The following is an 18,795-nucleotide window of genomic DNA, read 5'->3' on the forward strand; positions in this document are numbered from 1 at the left end:
CCGGCCAACCGCAGCTATGATCCGCAACGCTATGCCCCGGCGCAGGTGCGCGTGCAGGGCAAGCTCGCGGGGCTGTTGCGGCGCTACGACTGAACAAGGTGCCGCCGGCTTTCGGGCCGGTTGCGCTGTCGGGCGGGAAGACCTGCCCCGCCGGTCGGGCTTTGCGGTAAGTCGATATCGTCCGCGGCGATATCCGTCGCCTCCACCCACGGATGCCGGTCGCCGGGCGTGCGCACGGTCGTCACCCGCCCGCTCGCCAGCGTCAGCGCGAGGCCGCCGGTGCGTGCCAGCGCAGGCCGGTCGAGCAGCAGCCAGCGCGGTACGCAGCCGCGCGGCAGGCGGCGGTCGCTGATCACGATATCGGCGTCACGGCATGCCGCGAGGAGCCTGCGCCACGGCGGCAGATAGGGGCTGCGGGTGGCGAGGATGCGCCAGCGTCGTCCGCCGCTCTCGCGTACGACCAGGCAGGCATCGCGCGTGCAGCGTGCATCGGGCTGTTCGGACAGGAGCAGCGGATCGTCATCGCTTCCGGCATTTTCCGCCAGCGTGTCGCGGACATAATCGCCTGCGCGATCGCGCAGCAGCGCGAGGTCGCCGCGCGCGGTGCGGATCGCGACGTGCCGTCCATCGCCGGTAACGAGCAAATCGGGCGCCGGGGTCGCCAGCGCCCATGCCGCGCCGGCGAGCGACGGCGCCAACCCCAGCAGCCGCCAGCGCGTCCGCCACAGCGCCAACCACAGCCCGCCGGCGGCGATCAGCGCATAGGCGCCGCCCGGCATCGCGGGGAGCATCGTCACCGCCCCCGGCGCCGCGGCGGTGGTCCGCGCGATCCATAGCAGCAAAGCCAGCGCCTTGCCGGTCAGCCACCACGCCGGCGCGCCCAGCCCCGCAATATCGAGCAGCAGCGCCAGCGCCTCCAGCGGCATGACGACGAAGGTGGTGAGCGGAATCGCGACGATATTCGCCACCGCACCGTAAATCCCCGCGCGGTGAAAATGGTAGATCGCGATCGGCATCAGCGCCACTTCGATCGCCACCCCGGTGAGGAGCAATGACGCGCCGCCGCGCGCGACGCGTGCGACCCACGCCTCGTCGCGCTTCATGAACCAGCCGCGCACCACCGGATGCTCGTGCAAGGCGACGATCGTCGTCACCGCGGCGAAGGAGAGTTGGAAGCTCGGCCCGACCAGCGATTCGGGCCATAGCAGGAGGACGATCAGCGCGCCTGCCGCGACCAGCCGCAACGTGATCGCCTCGCGCCCCAGCGCCATCGCCGCGAGCACCAGCAGCGCCGCGATGCAGCTACGGATCGTCGGGACCTCGCTGCCGGTAAGCAGGGTATAGCCGATCGCCACCGATGCAGCGGTGGCCGCGGCGAGCAGCGGCACGCGCCCGGTCAGCGCCAGCCGCCGGCTAAGCGCGAGCAGGCGCGAGGCGAGCAGCATCGTGATCGCCACCGCCGCGGTGATATGCAGCCCGCTGACCGACAACAGATGCGCCAGCCCCGATCGGCGCATCGCCTCGGCATCGTCCTCGCCGATCGCGCCGGTATCGCCGGTCGCCAGCGCCGCCGCGATGCCGCCGACGCTGCCGCCGAGCTGCGCGTGGATGTGACGGGTCAGCCGCACGCGCAGCCCCTCCCCCGCCGCCGCGCCCGACAGGATCGTCACCGGGGCGAAGCCGCGCCCGGTCGCCCCCAGCCCGTCGAACCACGCGACCCGTGCGAAATCGTAGGCGCCGGGCACCGCGGGCGGCGCGGGCGACATCAGTCTCGCCCGCAGCGCGATGATCGCGCCAGGCGCGAGGCCGCGCGGCGCATCAGAGGTGGTGAGGTTGACGCGAATGCGCGTGGGCGCGGATACCGGCCTGCGATCGAGCCAGCGCGTCGGCGCCAGCGTCAGCCGGATGAGATCGCGCGCGGGCAGCGGCCGCGCCTGGACCACCCGCGCCTCGAAACGCACGATCATCGCGCGCGGCAGCACCGGGGCGCCGGCGTGCTCGGCATGCACCCACACCGATCCGACCCCGAAAGCGAGCGCGACACCGCCGATCGCAATACTGGGCGCGAGCCGCCCGCCGCGCGAGAGCGCCGTCGCGAATGCCGCCGTCCCCGCCGCGGCCAGCATCGTCGCGATCCATAGCCGGGGGTCGGGGAGCGCGAACCACAGGATGACGCCCGTGCCGAGACACACCGGAAGCCACAGCACGATCTGATCGCGCTCGGCCTCCAGCCAGCGCTCGATCGCGCCGTAACGCGGCCGGGGCTGATCGGTTGTTTCCGCGAAGGCGGGAATCGGCTGCCCGAGATCAGGCGACAATGTCGCAACGCCGGCGGGAGGAGCGCTCGACCCGCTCCTCATGTATCCCTGCGAAGGCGGAGACCCGGGGAGAGGGAGCGTAACCTTGCGGAATGCGGGGCTGGGTCCCCGCCTTCGCGGGGACGCGAGGAGGGGCCGCCACGCCGCCGTTCGCACGCCGCCCTTCGAAGCCGCGCTGCCCGTTCACCCTCCCTCTCCCCCTTCGATCGCGAAGGTTTGTCGCGCCACCGGGCGCGTGCTAGGGGCGCCCCCGGCCCTCTAGGCCATGTCGTAATTCAGCTTGGGAGCAAGCGCGTTTGAGCGCAACCACCGATCTTGCCGGCGAGAGCGAGCGTGATGCCTCGGTCGTCACCCGTTTCGCCCCTTCCCCCACCGGCTTCCTTCACTTGGGCGGCGCGCGCACCGCGCTGTTCAACCTGCTGTTCGCGCGCCACCACGGCGGCAAGTTCCTGCTGCGGATCGAGGATACCGATCGCGCGCGCTCGACCCAGCCGGCGATCGACGCGATTCTCTCGGGCCTGAAATGGCTCGGGCTCGACTGGGACGGCGACGCCGTGTTCCAGTTCGAGCGCGCCGCGCGGCATGCCGAGGTCGCCGAGGCGATGCTCGCCAGCGGCAACGCCTATCGCTGCTACCTCACCCCCGAGGAACTGGCGCAGATGCGCACCGAGGCGGAAGCCGCGAAGAAGCCGCTGCGCATCCGCTCGCCGTGGCGCGACAAGGTGCCGAACGACCCGGGCGCGCCGCACGTCATCCGGCTCAAGGCACCGCTCGACGGCGCGGTCACGATCCACGATCGCGTCCAGGGCGAGGTGACGGTGCAGAATGCCGAGCTCGACGATCTCGTGCTGCTCCGCTCGGACGGCACGCCGACCTATATGCTCGCGGTGGTGGTCGACGATCACGACATGGGCGTCACGCATGTCATCCGCGGCGACGACCATCTCAACAACGCCTTCCGCCAGTTGCCGATCTATCGCGCGATGGGCTGGCCCGAGCCGGTTTATGCGCATATCCCGCTGATCCACGGCGCGGACGGTGCCAAGCTGTCCAAGCGGCACGGCGCGGTGGGGATCGAGGCCTATCGCGACGAGTTGGGCATCCTGCCCGAGGCGCTCGACAATTATCTGCTCCGCCTCGGCTGGGGCCACGGCGATGCCGAGATCATCAGCCGCGAACAGGCGATCGAATGGTTCGATCTCGGCGCGGTGGGCAAATCGGCGTCGCGGTTCGATCTCAAGAAGCTCGAACATCTCAACGGCCATTATATCCGCGAGGCGGACGACGCGCGGCTCGCCGGGCTGGTCGCGGCGCGACTCGGGCGTTCGGACGATGCCGCGACGCTCAATCTGCTGACCCGCGCGATGCCTGCGCTCAAGCCGCGTGCGGCAAACCTCAACGAGTTGACCGACGGCACCGCTTTCCTCTTCGCCACCCGCCCGCTCGTCATCGACGATGCGGCACGCGGGCTGCTGGAGGGTGAAGCGCCCGCGTTGCTGTCGCAACTGCACAGCGCTCTTGACGCGGTGCACAACTGGGATACGGAGGCGCTCGAAGATGCGGTACGCCGCGTGGCCGAAACGGCGGGCGTCAAGCTCGGTCAGGTCGCACAGCCGCTTCGTGCCGCACTCACCGGGCGCAAGACCTCGCCGGGCATCTTCGACGTGCTGGCCCTTCTGGGCCGCGACGAAAGCCTGGCGCGGATCGCCGACCAGATGCGTTAAGCAGGGGTAAGGAGACCACATGACCGATACCGCCGAGCTTTCCCTTGCCGGGAAGAATTCCGAATATCCTGTCCTGTCCGGTACGGTTGGGCCGGATGTGGTTGATATCCGTAAGCTTTACGGCGCGACCGGCGCCTTCACCTACGATCCGGGTTTCACCTCCACCGCCTCCTGCCGCTCGGCGCTGACCTATATCGACGGTGACGAAGGCGTGCTGCTCCACCGCGGCTATCCGATCGGCGAGCTGGCCGAACAGTCGAGCTTCATGGAAGTCGCCTATCTCCTGCTCAACGGCGAGCTGCCGTCGGCGGACGAGCTGGGCAAGTTCGAGACGACGATCACCCGCCACACGATGCTGCACGAACAGCTCGCGACCTTCTATCGCGGGTTCCGCCGCGACGCGCATCCGATGGCGGTGATGTGCGGCGTGGTCGGCGCGCTGTCGGCTTTCTACCACGATTCGACCGACATCCACGATCCGCAGCAGCGGATGATCGCCTCGCACCGGCTGATCGCCAAGATGCCGACGATCGCGGCGATGGCCTATAAGTACAGCGTCGGGCAGCCGTTCCTCTACCCGGACAACTCGCTGAGCTACACCGGCAACTTCCTGCGCATGACGTTCGGCGTCCCGGCCGAGCAATATGAGGTCCACCCGGCGGTGGAAAAGGCGATGGACCGGATCTTCATCCTCCACGCCGACCACGAGCAGAATGCCTCGACCTCGACCGTCCGGCTCGCCGGTTCGTCGGGCGCCAATCCGTTCGCGTGCATCGCGGCGGGGATCGCCTGCCTGTGGGGCCCGGCGCACGGCGGCGCCAACGAGGCGGCGCTCAACATGCTGCACGAGATCGGCACCCCCGATCGCATCCCCGAATTCATCGCGCGCGCGAAGGACAAGAACGATCCGTTCCGCCTGATGGGCTTCGGCCACCGCGTCTATAAGAATTACGATCCGCGCGCGACCGTGATGCAGAAGACGGTGCGCGAGGTGTTCGATGCGCTCAAGGTCAGCGACCCGGTATTCGAAACCGCGCTGCGGCTCGAGGAAATCGCGCTCAACGACAGCTATTTCGTCGAGAAGAAGCTGTTCCCGAACGTCGATTTCTATTCGGGCGTGATCCTCTCCGCGATCGGCTTCCCGACCTCGATGTTCACCGCGCTGTTCGCGCTGGCGCGCACCGTCGGCTGGGTCGCACAGTGGAACGAGATGATCACCGATCCCGACCAGAAGATCGGCCGCCCGCGTCAGCTCTACACCGGGCCGACGCAGCGCAGCTATGTGCCGATGACCGAGCGCTGATCCGAACCATCTGAACCAAAAGCGCCATGCCGGGCTCGACCCGGCATCCAGAGCCTCAAGTGCCGTCGCACGTCGCCCTGGATGCCGGATCAAGTCCGGCATGACGTTTATATGGCGTGTTAAACAAGACCCGTTCGCCCTGAGCTTGTCGAAGGGCGTCCTGTCATTCGTGAAGTGGGGTCGCCCTTCGACAGGCTCAGGGCGAACGGTGGATAGCGGTCCGCCTAAACGGAGCCCGTCTCAGCGCGCCGTAACCGTCGCCGGCACCAGCGGCAGCGCGAGCATGAACCGCGCGCCTTCGCCCGGCGCGCTGTCGAGCTCGATCGCCCCGCCCATCGCGCGCGCCAGCCGGCGCGAGATATAGAGGCCGAGCCCGCTTCCGCCCGGCTCACGCGGATCGACGCGGGCGAATTTCTCGAACACCCGCGCCTGATCCTCCGGCGCGATGCCCTTGCCCTGATCGGCGACGATCGCCACCGCGCGCGCGCCGTCGCGCTGGATGCGCAGCCACACCGTCCCGCCGCGCGGCGAATAGCGCAGCGCATTGCCGATCAGATTGACCAGGATCTGCAACACGCGGCGGAATTCCCCGCTCGCCACCAGCGGCGCATCGAGCCCCTGCGTGTCGAGCGTCACCCCCGCGTCGGCGGCGCGCACCGCGAACAGCCCGGCGGCGCGGCGCATCACATCGGCGAGATCGACCGGTTCGGTCAGGATCGTGAAATCGTCGCGCTCGACCGCCTCGATATCGGCGAGATCGTCGACCAGCCCTATCAGATGCCGCCCGGCGCTGGCGATATCGGCGGCGTAATCGACATAATGCGGGTCGATCGGCCCGTCCTCGGCGGCGTTGATGCTGTCCGCGCTGGCGATGATCCGCGTCAGCGGCGCACGCAATATGCCGTCGAGCCGGGTGTTGAAGGTGGCGGCGACATCCTCGGCCGGCGTCGCTTTCGTCGCCTCCGCCGGGAACACCCCGCCGACGAAGCCAGCGAACACCCCCGCCGCATTGCGCCGCGCGGTCGCGGCGAGCGTCACGCTGCCGCCGCCGTTGCGGATCACCGCCGCCTGACGATCGAAATCGCGCTGCATCGCCAGCGCCTCGAGCAAGGGCATGCCCCCGGCCGCGTCGGGCTGGAGGGTGAACAGATCGGTCAGCGGCTTGCCGATCAGCGACGGCGCGTCGAACCCGCGCCCGTCGCCGATTTCCGACGGCAGACGGGTGAGCCGCAACGTCGCATCGGCCTCCCACAGCCACAAGGCGCCCGGCGGCGGGGCGGCGTGGACGCTGCCGGTCGCGCGCCACGCCGGGCGCTCGCGCATCGGCGAAACCGACAGCGACACGCCGTCCGATCCGGGGTTGGCGCGGACCCAGCATTCGAGATCGGCCTCGGCATCGGCGATCACCACCGTGCGCTGGACGAGGATGCGCAGCCGTCGCGCGAGCCGGACCACCGTGGCGAGCTGCGGGATCGCGAGCAATTCGCCGACCGCCCCCCCGGCGCGTTCGTTGAGCGCGGCGAAATCGGGGTCCGCCGCGATCAGCCGGTCATGCTGGTCGAAGCGCGCGGTGAGGAGGCGGCCGTCGGTCATGCGCGGCGCAACCGTTCGATCGCGCGAATGGCGCGGCGGAAATCGGGGTGGAGCGACAAAGGCGCGAGCGCCTCGCGCGCGGCGAGCACCGGGATCGCCGCGATCGTATCGAGCTGATCGGCGAACGCCTCGATATCGCGCCGCGGATCGGCGTCGGACAGCAGCAAGGCAACGCGCGCCAGCGCCTCGCGCGGGAAGCCATGCGCGCGCAGCGCGAGCCACAGCCGATCGCCCTCGGCATCGAGCAGCAGCGCGCGCGCTTCGCGCAGATCGACCCGCTGGACATAAGCGAGCAGCGCCGCCGCCAGCTCGGCCTTGCCCTCGCCCAGCGCTTCGGCGAGCAGATCGGGCAATTCCTCCGCACGCGCATCGATCGCCGCCGCCAGCCTGAGCGCGATCGTATCGAGCCGCGCGCCGTCGTCATGCGCATCGATGCTGCGCGACGCCGCCTCGACCAAGGCGCGGTCGGCCGCCGGCCCCTGCGCCTCACGCAACGCCGCCGCCACCCACCAGACGAGGCGGCGATGCAGGTCCGCCGGCAGATCGACCGACCGCCCGCTGCCCGCCTCGCGCCGGCCCTCGGCGATGATGTAATCGCGTGCCGCCGCGCCGACGACATTGTCGTCGCCCTGCGCCAGCCGGGCGAGCAGCATCACCGGCGCGCCGGGCTCACGATTCGCCCCCAACGCCGCGCCGAGCAAAGCCAGCCGAAGCTGGCCGATCACCTCGGCCATCAGATCCTGATCGCGCAACAGCCCGGCATCGAGCAGCCGTCGCATCGTCTCGGCCGGGCGCGGGGTGATCACCCCGCCCGCGCCATCCTCGCCGCGCGCGAGCACGCGGGTGGCGTGGGTCGCCAGTTCGCGCTCGATCCGCTCGAGCAACGCGCCGATCGCCGCGCGCAGCATCGCGCGGGTGCGATCATCGAGCCGATCGTGATCGTTGAGGAAAAAATCGTCGATCGCGGTTTCCAGCCGCCGCCACGCCCGCGAATCGGCCTCGGCCGCGCGCACGAAGATCGGCGCGGCGTCGGGAGCGATCGCACGCAAAGGGCCGTTCGGATCGACCGTCATCACCGTACTTTTAACTTCAATGTCGTTAAGACGCGACTAAGAGTCTTTTTGGCGAATGCCCGTTTCGGGTCATTGCGTGCGGTGAAACCGCTTTTCCCAAACAGACTCTTAAGCCTTACGACGAAGTAACTCGATTGCAGCGCTTAAGGTAGCGAAAGCGTAAACGGTGGCGAGGATCAGCCCGGCCAGCGGCATCCCCAGCATCGTCAGCACCGCCAGCAGCAGGAGACAGGCCGGCGGGGTCGCCCACCATATCGCGCGCGGCACGGCATCGGTCGCGCGTTCGACGAGCGCCGCGACGGCAATCAGCACGAGCGCGACGATCACCCCCGAATCGCTCAGCCCGCGCGAATCGATCGACCGGCCGAGCAGCAGCGCGGCGAGCGCGGTGGCGCCCGGGATTCCCCAGGCCAGCACGCTTGCGAGCCGGCTTTCCTCGCGCAGCCAGGCGGTGCGCTCGCCCATTGCGGCGGCGACCGTACCGGCCAGCGCGGCGAACAGCCCGACCGTCTGATATCCGACCGCGACCAGCCCGAGCCCGATCAGCACCGCGACTCCGGCAGCGATCGTCACCGCCACGGTCGATCCGGGGCGCCCGATCAGCGGCGGGAGGACGAAGCCGGCGATCGGCCGCACCACCCAGCGATCGAACCAGCCGGGCCGCGTCGCGAGCGTCGCCATCATCACCGCGCGGCTGCGCTGCTCCAGCGCGGCGCTGCGCCGCTCGATGCCGTGCCCCGCGCCCGCCTCGCCCGCCGCCAGCACGACATGCCGTGCCCCGCCCTGCTCGGCGACGCGGAGCAGCGCCGACTGGACGTCATAATCGCTCGGCAAAGCCGCGACGTCGGCGAGCCGCCGCGCATCGAGCCGCGCGATCCCCGCCCAGGCGAGCCCGCCGCCGACTCGTTCGTAATCGGGCGACGCGCTGCCGGCATCGAGCACGAGCAACGCATCGCCGCCCTCCGCGGCGAAGGGCGCGAGCGTCGCATCGGTGGTGATCAACCCGTCGGCCAGCGCGACGACCCGCGCGAGCGGATGGAGCCGCGCGCTCGCCTCGCCCGCGCTGCGCACGGTGTCGACGCTCATCCCGCGCCGCCCGATCCGCGCGATCGCGCCGAGCAATTCGGGGGTCAGCCGCGATACGACGATCACCAGTTGCGACGCCCCGGCGGTCGCCAGCAGCCGCGCCTGATATTCGATCACCGTCACGCCGGCGAACGGCAATGTCGCCGCCAGCACTCCCTGGCGGTCTTCGGCATCCTGAACGGCGAACAGCAATCCCGCGAGCATCCGCGCGCTGTTAGCGGTTGATGCGCGCGGGTGGAAGCGCGGCGCTTGCGGCGAAACGAGCAAGGTTCGGGACGCTAATCGCTTTGTCCCGCGCGAATTCGTGTTAAAACCGGCCGATGAACGGGGGGACTTCATCGCTCGGGCTACGCGACGTGGCCAATCTGCCAGCCGAGACCAAGGCACCGGACGGGGATCCCCCGTTGTTTCTCAGTGAGTTCACCGCGGTCGAGGGAGGGCATCACATCATCGCATCGCACGACTTCGCCGCGGATGTCGAACCGCCGTCGCGCTGGCGCACGATCGGGCCGGCGGTGCTCGCCGCGCTCTCGCTGATCTGGGTCGGCACGCTGATCGCGCTGGCGTGGGGCGACATGCCGACGATGTCGGCAATCGCGATCGCGCAATTCGGCGCGGCGCTGGTCACCGTGCCGGTGCTCGCCGGGATCGTGTGGCTGCTCACCTTGCGCACCAGCGCCGCAGAGGCGCGCCGCTTCGGCCTTACTGCGCGGGCGATGCGCGCCGAGGCCGCTTCGCTCGAACGCACCGTCGCCACGCTGAGCGCGACGATCGAGACGAATCGCGCCCAGCTCGCCGAGCAGACCCAGGCGCTCGCAGCATTGGGCGACAGCGCCACGACGCGACTCGCCGCGATCGGCAACAGCCTGTCGGGCGAAGTGGCGCAGGCCGACACCCATGCCCGCGCGCTTTCGGATACGACGCGCATCGCGCAGATCAATCTCGAGACGCTGATCGCCGGGCTCCCGCGCGCGCGCGACGAGATCAATGCGCTGATCGCGCGGCTCGAAGGCGTCGGCCACACAGCGGGCGAACAGGCGGCGTCGCTCGACGTGCAGGTCTGCGCGCTCGCCGAACGCGGGCGCGAGGCGGAGACGGTCGCCAATGGCGCAGCGCAGAAGCTCGCCGCGCATATCGAGCGGATGGAATCGGTCAGCGACAATGTCGGGACGCGGCTCGAAGCGGTCACCGCCGAAATGTCGAACGTGGTCGACGCAATGCTCGACCGTACCGCGGGGGCGATCGACCAATCGCGCAAGAGCATCACCGCGCAGGGCGAGGCGATGCTGGCGATGGTCGGCACGCATCAGGCCGCGCTCGATACCGCCGCGAAGGAAAGCGCCGATACGCTCGCCGAGCGGATCAACCTGATCGAGCTGGTGATCGATCGCGTCGCCGAGCGGCTCGATGCGCAGCGCGGCGCGGGCGAATCACTGCTCTCGACGCTCGACGACGGGGTGAGCCATGTCGAGCGCCGGCTCGAGGCGCTGCACCGGCAGAGCGCCGATCGCGCCGCGGCGCTCGCTGCGTCGATCAGCGCGCTCGGCGGCTCGACCGATGCGATGACCGAGGCGCTGCGCGCTGGCGAGGAAATGGCGGCCAAGGCGATCGGCACCACCGAAACCCTGCTCGCCGCGCTCGATTCGGCCGCGCGCGAGATGGACGAGACGATGCCCGCAGCGGTCGAGCGGCTCGACACGCGCTTCGCCGCGTCGAAGGCGGTGGTCGTCGCGACCAAGCCCGAGCTGCTCGCGCTCGTCACCGCTGCCGAGAGCACCCACGACGCGATCGAGGCGATCGCGCAGGTGATCGCCGACCAGCGGCGCAACGTCGACACGCTGACCGCGACGCTGCTCGAAACGCTGGCCACCGGCCGCGCCAAGGCGGACGGGATCGGGCAGATGATCGACGAGGCCGCCGAGCGCGCCAACCGCTTGTCCGAAGACGCCGCCCCGCGGCTGCTCGAAGCGCTGCTGCGCGTCCGCGACACCGCGACCCAGGCCGCCGAACATGCCCGCGATACGCTCGCCGGGGTGATCCCCGAGGCGGCGGAGGCGCTGGAGAAATCGGGCGTCGTCGCGTTGCGCAAGGCGGTCGACAAGGGGTTCGAAAAGACGATCGCCGATCTGTCGCAGGCCGCCGAGCGCGCGGTCGCCGCCGCGACCCGCGCCGCAGGCGAACTCGATCAGAAGATCACCAAGATCGATGAACAGGCCGCGCTGGTCGATATCAAGATCGAGCAAGCGCAGAACGAACGCGAGGAGCACGAGCGCGAAAGCTTCGCCAAACGCGCCTCGCTGCTGATCGAGGCGCTCAATTCGGCGGCGATCGACATCACCCGCACCTTCGCCCCCGATGTCGCGGACAGCGCCTGGGCGGCCTATTTGAAGGGCGATCGCGGGGTCTTCACCCGCCGCGCGGTGCGGCTGCTCGATGCGTCCGAACAACGCGATATCGCGCAGCTCTACGATGAGGATTCGGCGTTCCGCGATCAGGTCAACCGCTACATCCACGATTTCGAGGCGATGCTGCGCACGATCCTCGCACAGCGCGACGGCTCGCCGCTGGGGGTGACGTTGCTGTCGTCCGACATGGGCAAGCTCTATGTCGCGATGGCGCAGGCGATCGAGCGGCTGCGGTAACGCGTCGAGCACCTATCCCGTTCGCCCTGAGCTTGTCGAAGCGCTGCCCTTCTTCATGGCAAGAAAAGTGCTTGGCTTCGACGGGCTCAGCCCGAACGGGCGAGGCGCGTCACCCCACAACCGGCCGCATCTGGACCGGATCGTAATAGAATTTCTCGTGGACGATCCGGTCGTCGCGCCACGTCTGCAGCGTCAGTTCGTCGAGGCGGATCGTCGCGCCGTTCGGGGCGACGAATTCGAACGTCCAGCGGATCACCGCCTGATCGCCGTCGACGAAGCGGCTCAACGCGCGCGCCGTCACCTTGGGGAAAGCGGCGAGCATCATCCGTTCGTTGGCGATCAGCGCATCGATCCCGACGCGCGGCGGATTGTCATTCTCCTGCATCTCGGCATCGGTGGCGTAGAAGCGCGGAAAGGCTTCGAGAAACTCGCCGCGCTCGACCATCTCGATCAGCCCGTCGACCTGTTGCGACACGGACATGATTCCTGCTCCAGTCGTTTAAGCTGGACGCACGGCTAAACGATCCGCGCCGCGACCGATCGTGGCGGCAACGACAAATTTTTATCCGATACCGCCACGGAACCGCCGGCGATAGGCCGCGGGGGTCAGCGCGATCGTGCGCTGGAACAGCCGATGAAAGCTCGGCACATCCTGATAGCCGATCCGCGCGGCAATCTCGGCGATCCCAAGATCGGTGGTTTCGAGCAGGCGCTGCGCCTGATCGAGCCGAATCCCCTGAAGCAGCGCCAGCGGCGTGCGCCCGGTCGCTTCCTTCACCCGGCGCAGAAAGGTGCGGCTCGACAGCCTGAAGGCCGCCGCCGCGGCATCGAGGCTGTAGCGATCGGCGATATGTGCCGCGAGCCAGTGCTCCACCTCGCGCGCGAAGGGCGTCGCGGGGCGCCGCATCATCTCCTTGTCGAAGAACGGCGCTTGGCTTGATCGCGCGGTGTCGATCAGGCTGAACCGCGCCACCGCGCGCGCGATCGCCGCGCCGGCATGGTCGGCGACGATCGCTAGTGCGAGATCGGCATAAGCGGTGAAGGCGCCGGCGGTGATGATCTCGCCGTCGCGGACCAGCATCGCCTTGGGATCGAGCCGCACCGTGGGATAGCGACGCATGAAGGTCTCGGCCATCGCCCAAGCGGTCGTCGCGCGGCGCCCGGCGAGCAACCCGGCCTCGGCGAGCAGAAAGGCACCGCCGCAGACCGACGCCACGCGATGTTTGCCGGCGGCGCCGCGAATCATCGCGATTTCGGGGCCCAGCCCGGCAACGACGCGATCGATATCGCTCGCCCGCGCGAAATCGAATGCGGGAACGATCAGCAGATCGGCGTGATGCGGCGAGGGCACAGGCTGCACTATCGCGCCACCCGCCACCCTGACGTTCACGCGCCCCGCGCTGACGATCGTGCAGGCAAAGGGCGGCGGCTCCGCAGGGCGGTGGAACGCCCAGATCCGGTTGGCGACGAGGATGATATCGGCAAAACCGAATACCTCGGCCCCCATGCACCCGTCATAGGCGAGGATCGCGATATTCAGCATGAAGCGCGCTTCGCGCACCGCCGGAAGGCGGGCAATCCGCCGTCATCCGGTGACGGGCGGATCAAGGAAATCGATGATTTCAAAAGAGGAATGGTGGAGCCGAGGGGGATCGAACCCCTGACCTTCGCAATGCCATTGCGACGCTCTCCCAGCTGAGCTACGGCCCCATCTTCCGTCCGGGAAGCGCCCCCTAGCGGGGCGCCGCGACGTTGGCAAGCGGCGAAACGCCGCTTGCCAAAAACCAATCAATTTTCTTCGTCGTCGCTCGACGTTTCGACGCCGAGATCGTCGTCGCCGCCGAGATCAACCTCGTCGTCGGCCGAAGGCTCTTCGTCTTCGCCGGTGTCCAGATCGACGTCATCGTCGTCCGCGCCGCCAGCGAGATCGCTGTCGGCAGGCCCGGTGTTGGTCTTGGCTGCCTCGAACGGCAGCGGCTGCTTGGATTTCAGGATCGGCTCCGGCTCCCATGCATAGCCACAGGCGATGCACGTGACGGGGTCGTCCTTTTCGAGGTCATAGAAACGCGTCGCGCATTTCGGGCACGTACGCTTCGTGCCCCATTCCGGCTTGATCATGCCGTGCAGAACCTTTCGGATGGGTGTTTCAACAGGCCAGTCCCTGCGAAGTGGTGGGCGCCTTGCCATAGCGCAACCCTGCTGGCAAGGCCGCGCGGACATGGCCCATACAGCTTCTCCGCAGCCTGTCACGATCAATCCCGCCCCGGCGCTCGTCGGACGCATCCGCGTGCCGGGGGACAAATCGATCAGCCACCGCTCGCTGATGCTCGCCGCGCTGGCGGTGGGCGAAAGCCGCGTCGAAGGGTTGCTGGAGGGCGAGGACGTGCTCGCCACCGCCGCCGCGATGCGCGCGATGGGCGCCGATATCGCGCGCGGCGCTGACGGCATCTGGCGCATCCACGGCGTCGGGGTCGGCGGGCTGCTCCAGCCGCAGGCGGCGCTCGACATGGGCAATTCGGGCACCTCGACCCGCCTGCTGATCGGGTTGGTCGCGAGCCATCCGATCACCGCGACGTTCGTCGGCGACGCCTCGCTCTCGGCGCGGCCGATGCAGCGGGTGATCGCGCCGCTTTCGCAGATGGGAGCGGATTTCACCCCCTCCCCCGGCGGCCGGCTGCCGCTGATGGTGCGCGGGCTCGCCCCGGCGGTGCCGATCACCTACACTTTGCCGGTCGCCTCGGCGCAAGTGAAGTCGGCGGTGCTGCTCGCCGGACTCAACACCCCCGGCATCACCCGCGTGATCGAGCCGGTCGCGACGCGCGATCATAGCGAGCGGATGCTCGCCGGTTTCGGCGCGGTGCTCAGCGTCGAGCAGACGCCCGAGGGACGGCTGATCTCGATCACCGGCGAGGCGGAGCTCAAGCCGCAATCGATCGTCGTTCCCGGCGACCCCTCTTCCGCCGCTTTCTGGCTGGTCGCGGCATCGATCGTGCCGGGCAGCGACGTGGTGGTCGAGAATGTCGGGATGAACCCCACGCGCAACGGGATCGTCACCGCGCTCCGCCTGATGGGCGCCGATATCACCGAGATCGACGCGCGCGACGTCGGCGGCGAGCCGGTCGCGGACCTGCGCGTGCGCCACGCAGCGCTCAAGGGGATCGAGGTGCCGCGCGAGCTCGCGCCGTCGATGATCGACGAATATCCGGCCCTGTTCGTCGCCGCCGCCTTTGCCGAGGGACGCACCGTCGCGCGCGGGGCGGACGAATTGCGCGTCAAGGAATCGGATCGCATCGCGGTGATGAAGGATGCGCTGATCGCCAACGGCGTGTCGCTGATCGAGCATGAGGACGGGCTGTCGATCGACGGCACCGGCGGCGAGGCGATCCCCGGCGGCGCGCGTATCGCCTCGAAACTCGATCATCGTATCGCAATGAGCATGGCGATCGCTGGACTTCACGCGCGCGCACCCGTGATGATCGACGACGCCGCGCCGGTCAGGACGAGCTTCCCGACCTTCTTCGCGCTGCTCGATGCGTTGGGGGGAAGCGTCACGTGGAGTTGATCGATCGCCGGCTGCTGCTCGCCGGCGGGCTTGTCGCGCTGGTGTCGGCACCGGCGTACGCGCGCGGGCTGGCGAGCTATCCCGCGCCAGTACGCGAGGCGATGGTCCCGGTCGAGGGCGGGCGGATCTATGTCCGCGTCAACGGCGATCTCGCGGCGCCGCGCGCGCCGCTGGTGCTGCTCCACGGCGGGCCGGGCGGGACGCATGAGGCGCTGATGGACGCGCTCGCGCTGGCTGACGAGCGCGCGGTGATCCTTTACGACCAGCTCGATTCGGGACGGTCGGACCAGCCCAATGACCCGGCCAATTGGCGCGTCGCGCGGTTCGTCGACGAGATCGAGGCGGTGCGTCGCGCGCTCGGCGTCACGCGCTGGCATGTGCTGGGACATAGCTGGGGCGGCACGCTCGCGCTCGAATATGGCGCGCGGCGCCCGGCCGCGCTCGCCGGGCTGACGCTCGCCAGCCCGCTGATCGCGACCAAAAGCTGGATCGGCGATGCCAATCTGCTGGTCGACGCGCTCCCCGCGCCGATCCGCGCCGAAATCCGCCGCTGCGAGACGCTCAAGGCGCCGCAGCCCGCCGCCTGCACCAATGCGACGGACGCTTTCTACGCGGTCTACAATAGCCGCGAGCCGGCGACCGATCCGGCGCGCGCCTATCATCGCGCGGTCGGCGGGCGCGGCTTCAACGCGCGGCTCTATCAGACGATGTGGGGGTCGAGCGAATTCGTCTCGACCGGCACGTTGCGCAGCTACAACGGCGAGCCGCTGCTCGCCAAACTCGACGGGAAACGGACCTTGTTCATCTGCGGCCAGTATGACGAAGCGCGGCCGACGACGATCGGCGCTTATGCCGCGCGCGTGCCGGGCGCGGAATTTGCGGTGATCGCGGGCGCGGCGCACCATCTGTTCGGCGATCGGCCGGAGGAAACCGTCGCCACCTTGCGCGGCTGGCTCGCGCGGCAGGACGCCTTGGCATGATCATCGCGGTCGACGGGCCGGCGGCGTCCGGCAAGGGCACGATCGCGCGGGCGCTGGCGCGGCATTACGATCTGCCGCACCTCGATACCGGGCTGCTCTATCGCGCGGTCGCCGCGACGGTGCTGCGCCACGAGCTCAACCCGGCGAAAGAGGCCGATGCGGTCGCGGCGTGCGATTTCGACGATCTGCTGCTCGCCGATCCCGCATTGCGCGACGACGAAATCGGCAAGGTCGCGTCGATCGTCTCGGCGCATCCTTTGGTGCGCGCCGCATTGCTCCAGCGGCAGAAGCGCTTCGCCGCGCAGGAAGACGGCGCGGTGCTCGACGGGCGCGACATCGGGACGGTGATCGCGCCCAACGCGGATGCCAAATTGTTCGTCAAGGCGACCCCGACGATCCGCGCACGCCGGCGCCACGCCGAACTGCACGCGCACGGCTCGTCGCTGACCTTCGATCAGGTGCTGGCCGATATCCGCGCGCGCGATCAGCGCGATTCGACCCGCAGCACCGCGCCGCTGGTCGCCGCCGAGGATGCGGCAACGCTCGACACCAGCTTCCTGTCGATCGAGGCGGCGGTGCAGAAGGCGATCGATCTGGTCGAGGCGGCGCGCGCGCGGAAAGCGGCGGCGGGCGGCTGATCTGCCCCCTTCCTCTTGCGCCGTCATTCCCGCGGAGGCGGGAATCGATTGACGCTGCGGTCGCGCTTCTTTCTCGAAAGTCTGAGTGAATGGATTCCCGCCTCCGCGGGAATGACGGGGAGATGATGGTGAGGATGGCTGCCGCCACCGCGCCTGAATCCGCGGCGTTCCGCCGCATTCGCGTCGCTGCTTCTTGTGGATAACCGCAAGTTGCGCTAAGGCGCGGACGTTCGGCGGGCCGGGGTCCGCGGAGGCGCGGCGCGGAGGTTCACCTCTCGCGCCCTTTTCGCATTTGGCGTTCTGGCCTCCCAACCCCCTGTCCGACGGATGCCGCATCGGCATGGGGCCGGCGCGGCAGTGAAGGCCAAGACCAGCGGATTCAACCGCTTGGCCGGAAACGACATCAAGGAATCGAAAGTTTATGGCCTCTACGGCAACTCCCTCTCGGGACGATTTCGCGGCGATGCTCGATGACATGTTCGGCGGCGCCGACAGCTTCGAGGGCCGCGTGGTGCATGGCACCGTCACCGGCATCGAAAACGACATGGCGATCATCGACGTCGGTCTGAAGAGCGAAGGCCGCGTGCCGCTACGCGAATTCGCCGCCCCCGGCCAGAAGGCCGAGCTCAAGGTCGGCGACGAAGTCGAAGTCTATGTCGACCGCGTCGAGAACATGCATGGCGAAGCGATGCTGTCGCGCGATCGCGCGCGCCGCGAAGCCGCATGGGACAATCTGGAAGCCGAATTCGCCCGCACCGCGCGCGTCGAGGGCGTGATCTTCGGCCGCGTCAAGGGCGGCTTCACGGTCGACCTCAACGGCGCCGTCGCCTTCCTGCCGGGCAGCCAGGTCGATATCCGCCCGGTGCGTGACGTCACCCCGCTGATGGATATCCCGCAGCCGTTCCAGATCCTCAAGATGGACCGCAAGCGCGGCAACATCGTCGTGTCGCGTCGCGCGGTGCTCGAAGAGACCCGCGCCGAGCAGCGTTCGGGCCTCATCCAGTCGCTCCACGAGGGCCAGATCATCGACGGCGTGGTGAAGAACATCACCGATTACGGCGCCTTCGTCGACCTGGGCGGGATCGACGGCCTGCTCCACGTCACCGATCTCAGCTACAAGCGCGTCGCGCATCCGAGCGAGATGATCAACATCGGCGACACCGTGCGCGTCCAGATCATCCGCATCAACAAGGACACGCAGCGCATCAGCCTCGGCATGAAGCAGCTCGAGAGCGATCCGTGGGATGGCGCGGGCGCGAAATATCCGGTCGGCGCCAAGCTGTCGGGCCGTGTCACCAACATCACCGAATATGGTGCATTCGTCGAGCTGGAAGCTGGCATCGAAGGCCTCGTCCACGTCAGCGAAATGTCCTGGACCAAGAAGAACGTCCACCCGGGCAAGATCGTGTCGACCTCGCAGGAAGTCGATGTGGTGGTGCTCGAGGTCGATGAGGACAAGCGCCGCATCAGCCTCGGCCTCAAGCAGGCGCAGGCCAATCCGTGGGAGGCGTTCGCCGCCGCTCACCCGATTGGCTCGACCGTCGAGGGCGAAGTCAAGAACGCGACCGAATTCGGCCTCTTCGTCGGCCTCGACAACGACGTCGACGGCATGGTCCACATGTCCGACATCGCCTGGGGCGTTTCGGGCGAGGACGCGCTGGCGCTGCACCGCAAGGGCGAGATGGTGAAGGCCATCGTGCTCGACATCGATTCGGAGAAGGAGCGCATCTCGCTCGGCATGAAGCAGCTCGAGCGCGGCGGCCCGGTGGCCGGCGCGGTTGCGGCTGGCGATCGCCTGTCGAAGAATGCGGTCATCACCGTCACCGTGCTCGAAGTCCGCGACGCGGGCCTCGAAGTGCAGGCGGGCGACGACGGC

Annotated in this window: 14 protein-coding genes, 1 tRNA gene and 1 pseudogene; 8 read left to right on the plus strand and 8 right to left on the minus strand. The window is 68.9% G+C overall.

Features of this window, described 5'->3' with window-relative positions:
- Nucleotides 1-93, plus strand: a pseudogene (locus BGN95_RS17800) (transcriptional repressor LexA); the annotation flags it as partial.
- Here BGN95_RS17800 and BGN95_RS17805 read toward each other — a convergent pair.
- A complete protein-coding gene (locus BGN95_RS17805) occupies nt 84-2,360 on the minus strand; it encodes a ComEC/Rec2 family competence protein (protein ID WP_286773509.1) in 2,277 nt (758 codons plus the stop codon). The pseudogene BGN95_RS17800 and the gene BGN95_RS17805 overlap by 10 nt on opposite strands.
- Before the next feature lie 254 nt (nt 2,361-2,614).
- On the opposite strand from BGN95_RS17805, the gene gltX reads away from it, so the two are divergent.
- On the plus strand, nt 2,615-4,042 hold the full coding sequence (gene gltX / locus BGN95_RS17810) for a glutamate--tRNA ligase (RefSeq protein WP_265268936.1): 1,428 nt from the start codon (nt 2,615-2,617) through the stop codon (nt 4,040-4,042).
- Nucleotides 4,043-4,061: 19 nt separating this feature from the next.
- The gene (locus tag BGN95_RS17815; protein ID WP_286773510.1) at nt 4,062-5,345 is read left to right on the plus strand and encodes a citrate synthase; all 1,284 of its coding nucleotides are present in this window, start codon (nt 4,062-4,064) and stop codon (nt 5,343-5,345) included.
- 240 nt (nt 5,346-5,585) lie between these two features.
- Here the strand turns inward: BGN95_RS17815 and BGN95_RS17820 are convergent, their stop codons facing one another.
- The 3 genes from BGN95_RS17820 to BGN95_RS17830 form a co-directional block, all read right to left on the minus strand.
- Nucleotides 5,586-6,938 carry a sensor histidine kinase gene (locus tag BGN95_RS17820; protein ID WP_286773511.1) on the minus strand — a complete coding sequence of 451 codons (1,353 nt, stop codon included), beginning with the start codon at nt 6,936-6,938 and terminating at the stop codon, nt 5,586-5,588.
- Nucleotides 6,935-8,011, minus strand: a complete 1,077-nt coding sequence (locus BGN95_RS17825) for a DUF2336 domain-containing protein (protein ID WP_265268934.1) — start codon at nt 8,009-8,011, stop codon at nt 6,935-6,937. The genes BGN95_RS17820 and BGN95_RS17825 overlap by 4 nt, the downstream gene beginning before the upstream one ends.
- A gap of 108 nt (nt 8,012-8,119) precedes the next feature.
- On the minus strand, nt 8,120-9,301 hold the full coding sequence (locus BGN95_RS17830) for a hypothetical protein (protein WP_179512008.1): 1,182 nt from the start codon (nt 9,299-9,301) through the stop codon (nt 8,120-8,122).
- A 200-nt stretch (nt 9,302-9,501) separates the two neighbouring features.
- Between BGN95_RS17830 and BGN95_RS17835 the strand changes: the two genes are divergently transcribed.
- Nucleotides 9,502-11,739: a coiled-coil domain-containing protein gene (locus tag BGN95_RS17835; RefSeq protein ID WP_286773512.1), complete on the plus strand. Its 2,238-nt coding sequence runs from the start codon at nt 9,502-9,504 to the stop codon at nt 11,737-11,739.
- A gap of 109 nt (nt 11,740-11,848) precedes the next feature.
- On the opposite strand, the gene BGN95_RS17840 is transcribed toward BGN95_RS17835, so the two are convergent.
- The 4 genes from BGN95_RS17840 to BGN95_RS17855 all read right to left on the minus strand — a co-directional run bounded on the left by BGN95_RS17840 (nt 11,849) and on the right by BGN95_RS17855 (nt 13,857).
- Nucleotides 11,849-12,220, minus strand: a complete 372-nt coding sequence (locus tag BGN95_RS17840) for a nuclear transport factor 2 family protein (RefSeq protein WP_179512010.1) — start codon at nt 12,218-12,220, stop codon at nt 11,849-11,851.
- Between the two features lie 81 nt (nt 12,221-12,301).
- Nucleotides 12,302-13,282: a GlxA family transcriptional regulator gene (locus BGN95_RS17845; RefSeq protein ID WP_286773513.1), complete on the minus strand. Its 981-nt coding sequence runs from the start codon at nt 13,280-13,282 to the stop codon at nt 12,302-12,304.
- A gap of 91 nt (nt 13,283-13,373) precedes the next feature.
- Nucleotides 13,374-13,449, minus strand: a tRNA-Ala gene (locus BGN95_RS17850).
- Nucleotides 13,450-13,527: 78 nt separating this feature from the next.
- Nucleotides 13,528-13,857, minus strand: coding sequence for an FYDLN acid domain-containing protein (locus BGN95_RS17855; protein WP_179512012.1), 330 nt, complete (start codon nt 13,855-13,857; stop codon nt 13,528-13,530).
- 100 nt (nt 13,858-13,957) lie between these two features.
- Between BGN95_RS17855 and aroA the strand changes: the two genes are divergently transcribed.
- From aroA to BGN95_RS17875, 4 genes are all read left to right on the plus strand, one after another.
- Nucleotides 13,958-15,301: a 3-phosphoshikimate 1-carboxyvinyltransferase gene (gene aroA, locus BGN95_RS17860; RefSeq protein WP_179512013.1), complete on the plus strand. Its 1,344-nt coding sequence runs from the start codon at nt 13,958-13,960 to the stop codon at nt 15,299-15,301.
- Complete coding sequence (locus BGN95_RS17865) at nt 15,292-16,281, plus strand: proline iminopeptidase-family hydrolase (RefSeq protein ID WP_286773514.1); 990 nt, start codon at nt 15,292-15,294, stop codon at nt 16,279-16,281. The genes aroA and BGN95_RS17865 overlap by 10 nt, the downstream gene beginning before the upstream one ends.
- The gene (gene cmk, locus BGN95_RS17870; protein ID WP_286773515.1) at nt 16,278-16,919 is read left to right on the plus strand and encodes a (d)CMP kinase; all 642 of its coding nucleotides are present in this window, start codon (nt 16,278-16,280) and stop codon (nt 16,917-16,919) included. The genes BGN95_RS17865 and cmk overlap by 4 nt, the downstream gene beginning before the upstream one ends.
- A 421-nt stretch (nt 16,920-17,340) precedes the next feature.
- On the plus strand, nt 17,341-18,795 hold a 1,455-nt coding region (locus tag BGN95_RS17875; RefSeq protein ID WP_286773516.1), incomplete at its 3' end, for a 30S ribosomal protein S1.

The organism is Sphingomonas sp. 66-10 (assembly GCF_001897045.1).
Classification (GTDB): domain Bacteria; phylum Pseudomonadota; class Alphaproteobacteria; order Sphingomonadales; family Sphingomonadaceae; genus Sphingomonas; species Sphingomonas lycopersici.

Coding starts and splice junctions, on each gene's coding strand:
- BGN95_RS17805 (WP_286773509.1), bottom strand. CDS start 2,360: ATGAGGAGCGGGTCGAGCGCTCCTCCCGCCGGCGTTGCGACATTGTCG.
- BGN95_RS17815 (WP_286773510.1), top strand. CDS start 4,062: ATGACCGATACCGCCGAGCTTTCCCTTGCCGGGAAGAATTCCGAATAT.
- BGN95_RS17820 (WP_286773511.1), bottom strand. CDS start 6,938: ATGACCGACGGCCGCCTCCTCACCGCGCGCTTCGACCAGCATGACCGG.
- BGN95_RS17825 (WP_265268934.1), bottom strand. CDS start 8,011: ATGACGGTCGATCCGAACGGCCCTTTGCGTGCGATCGCTCCCGACGCC.
- BGN95_RS17830 (WP_179512008.1), bottom strand. CDS start 9,301: ATGCTCGCGGGATTGCTGTTCGCCGTTCAGGATGCCGAAGACCGCCAG.
- BGN95_RS17840 (WP_179512010.1), bottom strand. CDS start 12,220: ATGTCCGTGTCGCAACAGGTCGACGGGCTGATCGAGATGGTCGAGCGC.
- BGN95_RS17845 (WP_286773513.1), bottom strand. CDS start 13,282: ATGCTGAATATCGCGATCCTCGCCTATGACGGGTGCATGGGGGCCGAG.
- BGN95_RS17855 (WP_179512012.1), bottom strand. CDS start 13,857: ATGATCAAGCCGGAATGGGGCACGAAGCGTACGTGCCCGAAATGCGCG.
- aroA (WP_179512013.1), top strand. CDS start 13,958: ATGGCCCATACAGCTTCTCCGCAGCCTGTCACGATCAATCCCGCCCCG.
- cmk (WP_286773515.1), top strand. CDS start 16,278: ATGATCATCGCGGTCGACGGGCCGGCGGCGTCCGGCAAGGGCACGATC.